The sequence below is a fragment of the Deinococcus radiodurans R1 = ATCC 13939 = DSM 20539 genome, from assembly GCF_000008565.1.
GTDB classification, from domain to species: domain Bacteria; phylum Deinococcota; class Deinococci; order Deinococcales; family Deinococcaceae; genus Deinococcus; species Deinococcus radiodurans.
Genome location: NC_001263.1, coordinates 1195789 through 1209556, shown reverse-complemented (window position 1 = coordinate 1209556; position 13768 = coordinate 1195789). Strand labels below are relative to the sequence as shown.

General features: G+C 64.4%; 12 protein-coding genes. 6 read left to right on the top strand and 6 right to left on the bottom strand.

The window, feature by feature from the left end; all coding sequences use genetic code 11:
* The first annotated feature begins 53 nt into the window (after positions 1 to 53).
* The 5 genes from DR_RS06195 to DR_RS06175 all read left to right on the top strand — a co-directional run bounded on the left by DR_RS06195 (position 54) and on the right by DR_RS06175 (position 5690).
* Positions 54 to 761 (top strand): hypothetical protein, encoded by a 708-nt coding sequence (locus DR_RS06195; RefSeq protein WP_027480215.1) that lies wholly within the window; start codon positions 54 to 56, stop codon positions 759 to 761.
* Between the two features lie 149 nt (positions 762 to 910).
* A complete protein-coding gene (locus DR_RS06190; RefSeq protein ID WP_010887842.1) occupies positions 911 to 1483 on the top strand; it encodes a type 1 glutamine amidotransferase domain-containing protein in 573 nt (190 codons plus the stop codon).
* A 291-nt stretch (positions 1484 to 1774) separates the two neighbouring features.
* Positions 1775 to 3556: a translational GTPase TypA gene (typA, locus tag DR_RS06185; protein WP_010887841.1), complete on the top strand. Its 1782-nt coding sequence runs from the start codon at positions 1775 to 1777 to the stop codon at positions 3554 to 3556.
* A 230-nt stretch (positions 3557 to 3786) separates the two neighbouring features.
* Positions 3787 to 4770 carry an IS4-like element ISDra1 family transposase gene (locus DR_RS06180; RefSeq protein ID WP_063653074.1) on the top strand — a complete coding sequence of 328 codons (984 nt, stop codon included), beginning with the start codon at positions 3787 to 3789 and terminating at the stop codon, positions 4768 to 4770.
* Between the two features lie 95 nt (positions 4771 to 4865).
* Entirely contained in the window at positions 4866 to 5690 is an 825-nt protein-coding gene (locus DR_RS06175; RefSeq protein WP_051618789.1) for a hypothetical protein, read from the top strand.
* 251 nt (positions 5691 to 5941) lie between these two features.
* Here the strand turns inward: DR_RS06175 and DR_RS06170 are convergent, their stop codons facing one another.
* The 6 genes from DR_RS06170 to DR_RS06145 form a co-directional block, all read right to left on the bottom strand.
* Positions 5942 to 6442: a DUF1999 domain-containing protein gene (locus tag DR_RS06170; RefSeq protein WP_010887837.1), complete on the bottom strand. Its 501-nt coding sequence runs from the start codon at positions 6440 to 6442 to the stop codon at positions 5942 to 5944.
* Positions 6443 to 6465: 23 nt separating this feature from the next.
* On the bottom strand, positions 6466 to 7161 hold the full coding sequence (locus DR_RS06165; protein WP_227086016.1) for a hypothetical protein: 696 nt from the start codon (positions 7159 to 7161) through the stop codon (positions 6466 to 6468).
* Between the two features lie 72 nt (positions 7162 to 7233).
* Positions 7234 to 8340: an App1 family protein gene (locus DR_RS06160; protein ID WP_010887835.1), complete on the bottom strand. Its 1107-nt coding sequence runs from the start codon at positions 8338 to 8340 to the stop codon at positions 7234 to 7236.
* Between the two features lie 57 nt (positions 8341 to 8397).
* Positions 8398 to 9702, bottom strand: coding sequence for a CCA tRNA nucleotidyltransferase (locus tag DR_RS06155; protein WP_010887834.1), 1305 nt, complete (start codon positions 9700 to 9702; stop codon positions 8398 to 8400).
* Between the two features lie 225 nt (positions 9703 to 9927).
* Positions 9928 to 10548, bottom strand: coding sequence for a TMEM175 family protein (locus tag DR_RS06150; protein ID WP_034349664.1), 621 nt, complete (start codon positions 10546 to 10548; stop codon positions 9928 to 9930).
* Positions 10549 to 10591: 43 nt separating this feature from the next.
* Positions 10592 to 12238: a methylmalonyl-CoA mutase family protein gene (locus DR_RS06145; protein WP_164927959.1), complete on the bottom strand. Its 1647-nt coding sequence runs from the start codon at positions 12236 to 12238 to the stop codon at positions 10592 to 10594.
* Positions 12239 to 12410: 172 nt separating this feature from the next.
* Here DR_RS06145 and DR_RS06140 point away from each other — a divergent pair, with 172 nt between their 5' ends.
* Complete coding sequence (locus DR_RS06140; protein ID WP_010887831.1) at positions 12411 to 13745, top strand: AI-2E family transporter; 1335 nt, start codon at positions 12411 to 12413, stop codon at positions 13743 to 13745.
* The last annotated feature ends 23 nt before the right edge of the window (positions 13746 to 13768 follow it).

Genomic DNA, 13768 nt, shown 5'->3' with positions numbered 1-13768 from the left:
ACCTTAATTCTGGCCTGGCCCCTTTGCCGGGCACCCTTCTGGAGGAAGTTTCAATGCGTAACCCTGTTCTGACCGTGACCCCCCTGGCCCTGACCCTCATCCTGAGCGCTGCCGGCGCCCAGTCGCTGCAAGCCGCGCAGTCGCTCTACGACCAGGGCAAGTGGCAGGAAGCCGCCACCGCCGCCGCCGCGCTCAAGACCAGCGACGGGTACGCCCTCGCCGCCGAAGCGACCACCAACGGCGCCGGTCTGGTGGCCGACAGCCAGAAAAAGGCCCTGTTCGCCAAGGCGCAGGACTACGCCAAGCAGGCCATCGCCGCCGACAAGAACAACCCCGAAGCCTACTTCGAGCTCGCCCGCGCTCAGGGCCGCCTCGCGCAGTTCAGCGGGATTCTTCAGAGCCTCGGTATGGCGAAGGACATGAAGCAGAACCTCGATACCGCCATCAAGCTCAAGCCCAACATGGCGTCGGCTTACGTGGCCCTGGGCCTGTGGAACGCCAACCTTGATTCCAAGGGCGCCATTGCCCGCAGCGCCACTGGTGCGAGCAAAGCCCAGGTCGTTCCTAACTTCGAGAAGGCCATCGCCCTCGAAGCGAACACTCCCATTCACCGCGTCGAGTACGCCAACGCGCTGCTGCTCCAGGGCAACAAGGCCGGCGCCAGGGCCCAGCTGGAAAAGGCCGCCGGCATGGGCGCCGACAATTTCTGGGAAAAGCGCGACGTGGCGACGGCCCAGGCCATGCTCGCCAAGCTGAAGTAACAAGAAGGAAAGCGCTTCCCGCACCCCCGCACACAGGCTGCCCCTCACCGGGCAGTTTTTTTGGCTGGCGCGGAGGCGGGAGAAATGAATCAAGGTCCTCTCAAGGCAGGGTCGACCCGCGCCTTACGAGCGGGTGAGAGGCTGGGGCCATGACCAAGGCCAAAGACCTCACCGGCAAGAAAATCGCCATCCTCGCCGCCGACGGCGTGGAAGAAATCGAACTGACCAGCCCCCGCGCGGCCATCGAAGCGGCGGGCGGCACCACTGAACTCATTAGCCTCGAGCCCGGCGAAATCCAGTCCATGAAGGGCGACATCGAACCGCAGGAGAAGTACCGGGTCGACCACGTCGTGTCCGAAGTGCAGGTCAGCGACTACGACGGCCTGCTGCTTCCCGGCGGCACGGTCAACCCCGACAAGCTGCGGCTCGAAGAAGGCGCCATGAAGTTCGTGCGCGACATGTACGACGCGGGCAAACCCATCGCCGCCATCTGCCACGGCCCCTGGAGCCTCTCGGAAACCGGCATCGCCCAGGGGCTGAAAATGACCTCGTGGCCGAGCCTGAAGCGCGAGCTGACGCTGGCCGGCGCGCAGTGGGTGGACGAGGAGTGCGTGACCGACAAGGGCGTGGTGACAAGCCGCAAGCCCGACGACCTGCCCGCCTTCAATAAGAAGATCGTCGAGGAGTTTGCTGAGGGCGACCACAGCAGCCGTCGCAAGTAAGACTTGACTTACCGCAGGAAGAAGGCCGGGGCCTGACGCTCTGGCCTTCATTTTGTGTCTGTTCTTTGTCCATTGTTCGCACCCTAAAGCACTCTCAAGAAGCGCGGCGCGAAACGTGGCTTTGGCTGACCGCACCTTGACCTCATCTGCTAGAATCTCTGTTTGGGTATCCCGCCCATCTTCCGAACTCTGGAATCGCGGCGGGTTTTTTTGTGCCAATTCAGGCTCATAAGGGCTGATGGCTGAAGGCTAAGGGCCGAAAGCTAAAAGCTCCGTACCGAGGGAGCAACTATGGAATACAGAAACATCGCCATCATCGCGCACGTCGACCACGGCAAGACCACGCTGGTCGACGGCCTGCTCAAGCAGACGCTGGAACTCAAGCACGGGGAAGAAATCGCCGAACGCGCGATGGACTCCAACGACCTCGAGCGCGAGCGCGGCATCACCATTCTGGCGAAGAACACGGCCGTGGAATACAACGGGGTCAAGATCAACATCGTGGACACCCCCGGCCACGCCGACTTCGGGGGCGAAGTGGAGCGCGTGCTGGGCATGGTCGACGGCGCCCTGGTGCTCGTCGACGCTGCTGAAGGCCCGATGCCGCAGACCCGCTTCGTGCTGAAAAAGGCCATCGAGCTCGGGCTCAAGCCCATCGTGGTCGTCAACAAGATCGACCGCAACGACGCCCGCCCCGAAGAGGTCGTCAACCTGACCTTCGACCTGATGGCCGAACTCGGCGCCAACGACGACCAGCTCGACTTCCCGGTGCTGTACGCCATCGCCCGTGAAGGCAAGGCGTTCAAGGACCTCGAACAGCCCCGCGACGACTTCAAGGAACTGTTCGACATGGTGCTCGAGCACATTCCCGCGCCGAAGGTGGACCTCGACTCGCCCTTCCAGATGCTGGTCACCAACCTCGACTACTCCGAGTACCTCGGCCGCATCGTGCTGGGGCGCGTGGCGCGCGGCACCGTCAAGAAGGGCGAGTTTGTGCAGCTGATGCACAAAGACGGCACCATGACCAAGTCCCGTGTGGTGCAGCCCTTTACGCACCTCGGCCTCAAGCGCATTGAGGTGGACGAAGTGGGCGCCGGGGACATCGTGGCGCTCGCCGGGATCGAAGACGCGCAGATCGGGGAAACCATCGCCGACCTCGCCGAACCCGAAGCGCTGCCGATCATCACGGTGGACGAGCCGACCGTCAGCATGACCTTCCAGCCCAACACCAGCCCCTTCGCCGGCAAGGAAGGCAAGTACGTCACCTCGCGTCACCTCAACGACCGCCTGAAGCGCGAAGTGATGACCAACGTGTCGCTCAAGGTCGAAGAAGTGCGCCCCGACGAGTTCGTGGTGTCGGGCCGTGGCGAGCTGCACCTGAGTATCCTGCTCGAAACCATGCGCCGTGAAGGCTACGAAGTGCAGGTCGGCAGCCCCCGCGTGATCATCCGCGAGATCGACGGCGAGAAGCACGAGCCGATCGAGCACCTCGTGATCGACGTGCCCGAGCAGCACGCCAGCACCGTGATCGGTGTGCTCGGCGCCCGCAAAGGCCAGATGGTGAACATGGAACCGCAGGGCAGCCGCGTGCGCGTGGAGTTCAAGATTCCCGCCCGCGCCCTGTTCGGCTTCCGCACCCAGTTTCTGAGCATGACCCAGGGCGAGGGCATCATGAGCCACATCTTCGACGGCTACGCGCCCTGGGCCGGCGAACTCAAGACCCGCCAGAACGGCTCGCTCGTCAGCATGGAAGACGGCACCTCGTTCGCGTACTCGATCTGGAAGCTGCAAGACCGTGGCAACTTCTTCATCGACGCCGGGCAGGAAGTGTACGTGGGCATGATCGTGGGTGAAAACGCCCGCGAGCAGGACATGAACGTCAACGTCTGCAAGAACAAGAAGCTGACGAACGTGCGCTCCTCGGGCGCCGATGAAGCCCTCACCCTGATTCCGCCCAAGCGCCTGTCGCTGGAAGACGCGCTGGAATACATCGCCGACGACGAACTGGTCGAGCTGACCCCCCAGAGCATCCGCCTGCGCAAGAAAGTGCTCAACCCCAGCTTCCGCAAGTAAGCCCACTCCTCAGTAGGTGACAACTTCAGTTTGCCCTCGTCCCAGACGGCAAAAACCAACAGTCGGCCCCATCAAGCTTGATGGGGCCGACTGTTCGCGGTTTCCTGAGAGTGTGAAATCAACAGAGGGGAGCTGCCCAGCAGGCTACCGCACTCACCGGGCACTTCAAAACGCATGCCAGTCACCTCCGCATCGATACACTCCAGCGCCTCATTGACGTCCTCCTGGCGATGATTGCCGCGAGGAGCGTCAATCATCACGACCTGAGTGCCCATATGCCGGGGATGAGTACCCCGCAGGGCAAGAAGAGACGAGCAGACCGCACCTTCCGGGATGAGCAGCTGGACATGGGCTTTTTCATCGCTCTGCTTGTCGTCCATCTTCCACCGGGGAAGGTTTTGCTAAGTCTGGACCGCACCAATTGGGAGCACGGGGAAACGCCCATCAACTTTCTGGTGCTTGGAGCCGTGGTTCACGGCTTCACCCTGCCGCTCATCTGGGTGCCTCTCGACCAGTCTGGGAACAGTCACACCTACGCTCGAATGTGGCTGGTGTTGAAGCTCCTTCGGGCCTTGCCAGCGAAACGCTGGCTGGGCCTGGTGGCCGATCGGGAGTTCATCGGCGCGGAATGGTTCCGCTTTCTTCGTCGTCAGGGCATCAAGAGGGCAATTCGTATCCGACAGACCGACATGCTAGACGACATGAAGGGGAAAGAGTGGTTTGAGCACGTCCAGCACGGTCATTTTCACGAGATTGGCGAAAAGGTGTTCGTGTTCGGGGAGTTGATGCGGGTGGTCGCAACGAGGTCACCTGTGGGTGACCTCGTCATCATCGCCACAGATTTCAGTGCTCGGAAGACCTGGAGGCTCTACAAACAGCGCTGGTCGATTGAGTGCACCTTCAGCAGTTTCAAAAAGCGAGGCTTTGACTTAGAGCGAACCGGAATGACGGAAAGGAGCCGTCTACAGCGACTCTTCGGACTGGTGACATTGGCTTGGATGTTCTGTTTGCGCCTGGGGGTCTGGCTGAGCCAGACCTGGCCCATCCCCGTTCTGAAGCATGGTCGGAGAGCGGTCAGTCTGGTGCGGCACGGTGCTCAGCATCTCGTGGATGCCCTACGGTGGAAACCCCAACAGTTCATGGCGGTCCTAGAGGTGTTAATACAGCCTTTTTGCCCGCCAGGAGCGGCTGAAAGTGAAGTTGTCACCTACTGAGAGCCCACTCATACCCGAATGGCCGGAACGTGTACGCGTCCGGCCATTTTGCTGTCTTTGCGGAACTTTCAGGCGCTCAGGGCCGTACTACGGCTATGGGCGCCATCTTTCAACTGCTGGCCGTGTTCGCACTGGTCTTCTTCGCACGGACGGTGTTCGGGGAAAGGGGCCGGGACCCACGGGCGCTGGGGCTGGCGGCGCTGGGCATCACCGTCACGACCTTATTCACCGGCTGGCCGGTTCACGCCGCCGCCGGGATGCTGCTGGGGTTGCTGTTTTCGCGCGCCCTCAGCTCGGGCCGCTCGCCGTGGCCGATGCTGTGGGCGCTGGCCTGCGCGATGATTTTCGCGGTCAGCGGCGCCGACTGGGTGGTCGTGCCGGCGATGGTGGCGGCGGGACTGTGGCTGTTCATGGGCAATGGTCTGGCGGCGCTCTCGACGTTGGTGGGAAATGGGCCGGTCCCCGAGCCGGTGCCCCTGCCGGAGCAAGCCGGCGGCCTGCCCATGTCGGAGACGGCGCCGCCGATGGAAGCCATGGCAGAGCAGAGGTCCGGCCCCGTGCGGCAGCAGCCGGACCGGGCGGCAGCGGCCCGTCCGGTCCCCGACGTCCTGACTTCCCTCCTGACCCAGCCCCGCGTGCCCGAGCAGGCGCGTGCCCAGCTCGCCGAACTCGACCACGTCACCGCTGAGGCGCTTGCGGCGCTGGAACGGCAGGGGGAGCGGGGCGGCGCGGCAATCTACGAACTGCGTGCCTTGCGGCAGGAATATGCGCCGCAGGTGGTGCAGGCGTATCTGAACCTGCCGCCCACCCTGGCAGACACCGCTGTCGTCGAAGATGGCAAGACGGGGCGTGACCTGCTGAGCGAACAGCTCGACCTGCTGCTCGGCGCGGCCTATGAACAGTTGCGGCACTCGGCGTAGGTGGGCAGCCAGGAGTTGCGGACCAATGGCCGCTTTCTGCGTGAGAAGTTCGGGCCCCAGACGAAAGACCTGGAAGTGTAGTCGGGCGCTGGCCTCATACGTACTGCCTTCAATTCCCTGGAACCCGGAAAAACGCTGGATTTTAGTCCATTTCTCGCAGCACGTATTTTTTGCCACTCGCTCCGCTCTGCTTTGCAGCTTTACAAGTCGGGTTTCATCGCTCAGTTTGAGCGACTTGGCTGCAATTCGTCTCAGCCCTCGCGCCGCAGCTTTTTGCCGGGGGCGCTTTCGGCGCGGGTGCCGAGGTGAATCACGGCGTACTGGCCGGTGAGGTGGGCTTCCTCGGCCCGAGCGGCAGCGTGGAGCTCGGGCGTGACCGGCAGGTGCACCTCGTAGACGGCGGCGTCATAGGCGCTCTTGACCACGGCGCGCAGCAGGCCCCGGCGCATGTCCTCGTCCTGCGCGTCGTCGAGCACCAGCGCCCGCACGAACACGGCGGGGCGGTCCCCCTGCCACACGCTCTGGGCCAGCACGTAGCCGCGCACATGGTCGTCCTGACCTTCAGCGACAAAGGAGTGCCCGCTGCGTTCGTAGTGGCGCAGGGCGGCGAGGCTGCTGCTCAGGCGGGCTTCCTGTTCACGTTCGGGCAGGACGTCGTACTCCGGCGCGGTGCGGCGCTGCTCGGCGAGGTCGAGGGCCTGCATCACTTCAAAATCGGGTTGAGAGAACTGGCGATAACGAAACAGCGTCATGGGTCTGAGGGTAGCGCGCCGGGTCAGGGCGAGGTCGGCAAAAACTTCCAGGTCGTGCCCTGAAGCGGGGTCACGTATCCCTGGATGTTCAGTTCACTGGACTGCACAGGTAATTCGCTGCGCACGACGACAGTGTTCCAGCCGCGCTTAAAGCGGTAATCGAGCGTGACCTGAGCCGTCTTGTCGCTCGCCTTACTTCCCACCGTGCAGTTCAGGGTGCCCTGCACGATGGCGGGCCGGTCCGCGTAGGCCAGCAGTTTGAGGGTTATCACCAGGCCCGAGTCGTTTCCCAGTGCCGTCGGCTGCGGCGACAACTCACCGATGCGCTGCTGGCCGGCGCTGTAGAACCCACCGTCCACGACGAGGAGCTGGGCCGCCGGGTCACTCAGCACGGGGCGCCCCTGGCAAAACAGCGGCATACCCGAGTGCCACAGCGTGGCGGGAACACCCGAAGACGCCCCGGTAGGCGGCGACTCCGGCAGCGTGAGTGAGTAGCTGCCGTCAGCCTGCACGTCCATCGTCATCACTGGCAACTGTTGTTTGCCGGTGTCGCTGGTGAGGGTGGCTGTCCCGGCACGAGGAGGAAACAGCACGGCGCCCTGGACCACGGTGGCAGTCGGCTGGCTGGGGAAGTCGCTGCCGTTCGGGCCGCGCTCTAGCCCTCCGCACGCCGTCAGCGGGGCCAGCAGTCCCAGAAGCAGCAGAGAGCGGGGTCGCATACTGAGAATTATTTCACAGAATGGAACGCCTGACCTCAACCTGTTTCTATGTCAGGGAGCTGCTCTCAGCGGTCAGGTTTCATAGGTTCGCGCCACACTCGTCAGGACGCTGCGGTACTCGCCGGGCGTAATCAGGCCCAGCGCGAGGGCATGTCCGGCGGCGCTCAGGCTGTCGGAGGCGAGGACCAGATCGGCGCCGGCCTTGCGGATTTCCTCGCGCAGTCTGAGCACCCCCTCGTCACGCTCCGCCCCGGTCACATCGCGAATGTAAACGGCCAGCACCCGGCCCGGAAAGCGGCGCACCACCTCGGCGTAGATTTCCGGGTCCTTTTCGCCACTGTCGCCCACCAGCACGAAGTTGAGGTTGGGGTAGCGGTGGAAGATCCGCTCGATCACGCCATGCTTGTAGCCGCCGTGCCCGCCGAGCAGGTCCATGCCCCAGTTGCGTAAAAACAGCGGACCGAGCGGAATCCGGCGGTAGTCCAGAAACTGCCACAGCAGATCGAAAAAGTTCCAGGGACTGCTTGACACATAGAAAATCGGGTTGCGGGCCTCGCCCTCGCGGGTCAGGGCCCGGTAGAGCGCTCCCACGCCGGGAAAGGGAGAACGGGTGCGGGCGTTGCCGGTCAGGCTGGTCATCAACATGCGCGGCAGGCTGGTCACGTCCGACTGAATCACGGTGTCGTCGAGGTCGCTGATGATGCCGAAACGGGCCTTGCCCACCACCTGCACGCGGGCGCGGGCGGCGTCTTCCTGGCGGTCTTCCATCTGCAAGCGGACCTCGTGCCAGCCAGCGGCGATGGGCCTGGGAAAGGTGAAGTGCAGGGTGAAATAGCCGTCGCTGTCGCTCACCGCGCTCACGGTCTGGTCGCTCAGGGTACCCGCCACGCGCACACCTCCCACCTCACGCGAGAACAGGCGGCGCACAATGTTGTGAAAGTTGCGCCAGCGCGGGTCGCCCTTGCGGGCAGGAGCCAGGGCGCGCGGCAGCAGCACTCGGCCCGTCAGCTCGACCTCGCGGGGCGTGCCCCAGCCCACATAAGGCTGCAACAGCAGTTTGCCGCGCAGTCGCCGGGGCTGGATATAGCCGCTGAACGCCCGGTCGGCGGCCACGACCCCCCGCTCCAGCACCGGCAGCAGGGACTTGAACGCAGTCTTGGCAATCTCAGCCGGAATCACGCTGCTCAGTCTAAAATTCCCGCCCCCTCCCCGGCACCGCCGAGGCGCCGCGCTTTCTTAACTTCCCGGCGTTTCCTCCGCCCACCGCTGCACGAAAGCCCGCGCTTCCTGCGGCGTCCCCACCTCGCCCAGCGCCCGCGCTTCGGCCAACGCCCGCAGCACTTCACCCACGCGGGGACCGGGGGTCAGGCCCAGCAGCGCCATCACCTCTTTCCCACTCAGCAGCGGCGGCGGGGCGGCAGGCTGCTCCTCGAGGGCGGCCAGCACGCGCTCCATCGCCAGCATGTAGGCGAAGCGCCCCAGCTCGCTCGAACTCGGCCCCCGCGCCGCCTCGCGGTCGGCCAGCATCAGGCTGAGCAGGTCGGGCAACAGCTCGCGGCGGCGGTGCACGAAGCGCCGGGCCTGCGCGTCGTCGGCAGGCAGTTGGACCATATGGGCTTTGACGAGGGCAGCGGCCCGCTTCACGTCGGCACCGGGGAGTTTGAGGCGCGTCAGAATCTGCGTCGTCAGCTCGGCCCCTACCCGGTCATGGCCGTGAAAACTACGGCGGCCCGTGTCCGGGTCACGGGCGAAGGTGCGCGGCTTGCCCACGTCGTGCAGCAGGGTCGCCCAGCGCAGCAGCAGGTCGGCGTCGGGGCGGCGCGTCAACAGTTGGTGCAGCGCCTCCACGCCGTGCTCGAACACGTCCAGATGGTGAAATCCACCCTGGGTGAGCCCCTGACCCTCGCGCAATTCGGGCAGGGTGAGGTCGAGCAGCCCCAGCGCCTCCAGCGTCAGGATGCCCCGCGCCGCGTCGGGCGAACGCAGCAGGGCGTGCAGCTCGTCGCGCACCCGCTCCCAGGCGGGGAAAGGCAGGCGGCCCGCCTTCAGGTCCGCCGCCACCTGCCTCACCGCCTGCTCGGTCTGCGGCTCCAGCGTGAAGCTGAGGGTGGTTACGAAACGGGCCGCCCGCCATGCCCGCAGGGGATCGGCGCGCAGGTTGTCTTCCGAGACCATTCGCAGCACGCGGCGTTTCAGGTCTTGCTGCCCGCCCAACGGGTCCACCAAGCGCCTCCCCTCCCGCAGCGCAATGGCATTGACGGTGAAATCGCGTCGGCGCAAGTCGTCTTCCAAGTTGGGCGGCAGCGGCACGAAGTCGTGCTGCACCTCGCCCGCCGTCACCCGCCAGTAGCCGCGCTCCTCGTCGAGTGGGAAGGCCGCGCCGCCCACCAGCGCCGCCAGCGCGCGGGCGCCCGCCGCCGGGTCGGGGTGCGCCCAGTCATAGTCGGCAGACCGCACGCCGCGCAGCCAGTCCCGCACCGCGCCGCCGACCAGGGCAGCGCCTGGAGGAAACGGCGGCAGGGGCGGACGGCGACGAAACATGAGGTCATGCTAGAGCAGGGACCGGCAAGGCAAATGCGCCGGATGGCCTGCTTGAGCTGCATACCGTCTGGCCCTGCCCCCGGCGGCAGAAGCGTGCAGCACGGCATTGCCAGAGTCAGCCGCATAGATTTGACAAAACCCGAATACCGCCTTATTCTATTTCTATCACCGTCCGAGAAGGGCGGATTTTTTGGTATGGCCTTTTGAGTCCCGACACCTACAGGGTCAGACCAGACGATTCAGCACAGAAGTCAGTGCCCGCGCGACCAACGGCAGCAGGAACATGCTGAAGAGTGCCAGATAGCCCAGCCCTGGAATGCTCAGCGCGAGGACCAGCGCCAGGGCATACATCAAGGCGGCTGCGAACGAGGTTGCCAGCTGGGGCGCCTGCAAGCGGGGCCGCGCGCCGCTGATGACCGGATCGCGGGCGACTTGCCACGCCATCAGGTTCATCATCAGGCTGCAAAACAGCAGGGTTCCTATGTAGAGCGCGAGCTGAGTCGGGTCCGTCTGGCCCAGTCCAATGACGGCTGTAGACACCGGCAAAAAGACGATGCCCAGCATCCAGACGGCATTGATGCTTTGCAGCGGCGTCGTCAGATGCTGGACATGATCGAAAATTCGGTGGTGAAGCGCCCAGAAGGACCAGATAAGCGCGAAGTTCATGCCGAACCAGATGACCGAATCGGAGTTTTCCGTGAGCCATTGCCCCGCCGTCAGGTGGTGGGTCCGGGCGTCCGACACACTTTCGAGCAGCGGCAAAATCAGCAGTGTCTGGACGATGGCCACCACCGCGTCGGTGTAGGCGGTCAGGCGTTCCGGGCCAGGGTGCTGCTCCGCATCCATGCGCCGAGTGTAGCTGGCCCGTGAGCGCACTTCCGCGCCCTGCTTACACCATCACGGGTTCGGTATATTCGCCGTAGACGGCCTTGAGCGTGTCCATCTGCTCGCCCAGGGTGCAGTAGGCGTGGGCGCATTCGAGGAAAGCGGGCATGGAGTTGGCGCCCGTCACGGCGGTGTCGCGCAGGGCTTCCAAGGCTTTCTCAGCGCGCTGCGGGTCGCGTTCGCGCCGCACCTGGGCGAGTCGGCTCGCCTGCAACTCTTCGACTTTGGGATCGATAATCTGGATGGGCACTTCCACCGCGTCCTGCACGTACTCGTTGACGCCCACGATGATGCGGTCCTTGGTCTCGACCTCGCGTTGGTAGCGGTAGGCGGCCTCGGCCATTTCGAGCTGGAAAAAGCCGTTGTCGATGCCCGCTTCCACGCCGCCCATCATGCGAATCTGCTCGATGTAGCCCATCGCGGCGGCTTCGATGTCGTTCGTCAGCTTCTCGACGTAGTAGCTGCCCGCCAACGGATCGACCACGCCCGCCACGCCGGTTTCGTAGGCGATGATCTGCTGGGTGCGCAGGGCAATCGCGGCACTTTCCTCGGTGGGCAGGGCCAGCGCCTCGTCAAACGCGTCGGTGTGGAGGCTCTGCGTCCCGCCCAGCACGGCGGCGAGCGCCTGAATCGCCACACGGGCGATGTTGTTCAGCGGCTGCTGCGCGGGCAGTGACACCCCGGCGGTCTGCGAGTGGGTGCGCAGCATCCAGCTCTTGGGGTTTTTCGCGCCGTAACGGTCACGCATCTGCCGCGCCCAGATGCGGCGGGCGGCGCGCAGCTTGGCGATTTCCTCAAAAAAGTCGTTGTGAATGTCCCAGAAAAACGAGATGCGCGGCGCGAACTCGTCGATGTCCAGCCCGCGTTCCAGCGCCTTTTCGACGTAGTGGAAGCCGTCGGCGAGCGTAAAGGCGAGTTCCTGCACGCCGGTCGCCCCCGCCTCGCGGATGTGGTAGCCCGACACCGAGATGAAGTTCCACTTGGGCAGCATTTTCGGGCCCCACTCGAAAGTGTCGATGACCAGTTTCACGCTTGGCGCGGGCGGGTAGATGAACTCTTTTTGCGCGATGAATTCCTTGAGAATGTCGTTCTGGATGGTGCCGCCGACTTTCCCGAGGTCCTTGCCCTGCTTCTGCGCGTTGGCGATGTACATGGCCCAGACCGCGTTGGCAGGGCTGTTGATGGTCATGGACGTGGTGACCGCCGTGGGGTCGATGCCCTGGAACAGAATCTCCATGTCGGCCAGCGAGGACACCGCCACACCGCACTTGCCGACCTCCCCCTTGCTGAAGGGGTGGTCGGAGTCGTAGCCCATCAGGGTGGGCAGGTCGAAGGCGGTGGAGAGGCCCGTCTGCCCTGCCTTCAGCAGCGAATGAAAGCGCTCGTTGGTCTGCTCGGCGCTGYCGAAGCCCGCGAACATGCGCATGGTCCACAGCTTGCCGCGGTAGACGCTGCTCTGCACGCCGCGCGTATATGGAAACTCGCCGGGGTAGCCGAGGTCGCGCTCGGCGTCCCAGTCTGTCAGGTCGTCTGCCGTATAGATCGGCTCGGGGTCCATGTCGGACAGGTTCTTGAAGTTGTACTTGCGCTCGGGGAACTTCTGGGTGGCGGGCTGGTAGACGCTTTGCATCCACTCGTTTTTCGTCTTCATGGGCATGGGGTACACCTCTAGGGGCGAGCAGCAAAACAAACGCTTGTTTGGTTGCCCCTAGAGTAGCAGAAAAGGGGTTTTACTCGCTGAGGAACAGTGAGAAGAGGCAGGAAGACACCCCCGCCTCTCCTTAAAGGCCACGTCAGCCAGAACTCGTCATCATGAGGGCCGCATGACAAAACACCGCTGGTCTCCCGTCTCCTCGCCGCCGTCGCGCAAGCCGGAAAACGTGCAGGTCATCAACCTTTTGCCCGTCGCGGCGGGCATCATTGCCATTCTGCTGGCACTGAGTTTTTTCGGGCAGGTGGGCGCGGCGCTGCTCGCCATTACCCTCGCGCTCATCCTCGCCACGGCGCTCAATCCGGTGGCCCGTTGGCTGGAACGCTGGATGCCGCGCCCCGCCGCTGGCGCCCTGACCGTGCTGCTGGTGGTCCTAGCGCTGGTGCTATTGGGGCTGGTCGCCGTGCCGCCGCTGGTTTCGCAGGGCAGCAAACTGACGAGCAGCCTGCCGACGAGCATCCCGGAGCTCGAAGCGCAGATCAACGCCCTCATCGACAGGTACCCGGCCATCAATTCGGTGCTGACCGAAGCGTCGGTCCACCGCCTGATTCAGCAGGCTGGGTCGTTCGCGGCCAACGCGGCCAAGGGGCTGCCCAACATCGTCTCCACCTTCGTGGGCGGCGTGTTCATGGGCCTGGTTATGCTGGTGATGGTGGTGTTCGTGCTCAGCAACCCGGTGCCGCTGGTCAACGGCGTGCTGGGAGCGGTGCCGCCACGCCACCGTCTGCCCGCCGCCCGCGCCCTGGCGCAGATTCTCAAGCAGCTCGGCGGGTGGGGCCGCGCCACCGTGCTCGTCATGCTGGTCACCGGAAGTTGCACCGCGCTCGGGCTGATGCTGCTCAAGGTAGACAACTGGCTGATTTTCGGCATCCTGGCCGCACTCGGTGAGCTGGTGCCCAACATCGGCCCCATCGTGGCGACCATTCCGTCGGTTCTGTTTGCCGCTGCCGACGACCCACAAAAGGGCCTGTACGTCGCCCTTTTCGTGCTGGTGTTTCAGCAGGTGTCGGGCTTCGTGCTGGGGCCGTTTCTGCTCGGCGGCGCGGGCAAATTGCACCCGCTGTCGGTCACGGTGGGCGTGTTGCTGTTCGGCAGCGTCTTCGGCATCGTGGGCGCCTTCCTGACGGTGCCCTTTCTGATCATCATCAAGGCGATCTACCAGGAGTTCTACCTGCAAGACGCCCCCGACATCCCCGACGCGGTGGCGATGGCGCTGATCAGCGGCAAGGTGGAGGAGCAGCTCGATCGCGAAGAAGAGCAGCGCGAGGCGATTGACGGTCAGTTGCAGGCCGCCCGCGACGAGGAGTTGCAGCGTCAACTGGAAGAAGGCGACCTCGACCTCGCCGCCGTGCTGGAGCACCCGGAAAGTGAGCCTGGCAATGAAACGACAGTCGAGCACAGTCAGACGGTGATTTCCCCGACGGCGCAGAATCCCGAGCAGAAATAAACCCGCACAAGAGAGGCGCCGCA

Excerpts from the sequence above, each read along its gene's own strand:
- DR_RS06195 (WP_027480215.1), top strand. The coding sequence starts at position 54 with ATGCGTAACCCTGTTCTGACCGTGACCCCCCTGGCCCTGACCCTCATC.
- DR_RS06140 (WP_010887831.1), top strand. The coding sequence starts at position 12,411 with ATGACAAAACACCGCTGGTCTCCCGTCTCCTCGCCGCCGTCGCGCAAG.
- DR_RS06170 (WP_010887837.1), bottom strand. The coding sequence starts at position 6,442 with ATGACGCTGTTTCGTTATCGCCAGTTCTCTCAACCCGATTTTGAAGTG.
- DR_RS06150 (WP_034349664.1), bottom strand. The coding sequence starts at position 10,548 with ATGGATGCGGAGCAGCACCCTGGCCCGGAACGCCTGACCGCCTACACC.
- DR_RS06190 (WP_010887842.1), top strand. The coding sequence starts at position 911 with ATGACCAAGGCCAAAGACCTCACCGGCAAGAAAATCGCCATCCTCGCC.
- DR_RS06165 (WP_227086016.1), bottom strand. The coding sequence starts at position 7,161 with ATGCGACCCCGCTCTCTGCTGCTTCTGGGACTGCTGGCCCCGCTGACG.
- DR_RS06155 (WP_010887834.1), bottom strand. The coding sequence starts at position 9,702 with ATGTTTCGTCGCCGTCCGCCCCTGCCGCCGTTTCCTCCAGGCGCTGCC.
- typA (WP_010887841.1), top strand. The coding sequence starts at position 1,775 with ATGGAATACAGAAACATCGCCATCATCGCGCACGTCGACCACGGCAAG.
- DR_RS06180 (WP_063653074.1), top strand. The coding sequence starts at position 3,787 with ATGATTGCCGCGAGGAGCGTCAATCATCACGACCTGAGTGCCCATATG.
- DR_RS06175 (WP_051618789.1), top strand. The coding sequence starts at position 4,866 with ATGGGCGCCATCTTTCAACTGCTGGCCGTGTTCGCACTGGTCTTCTTC.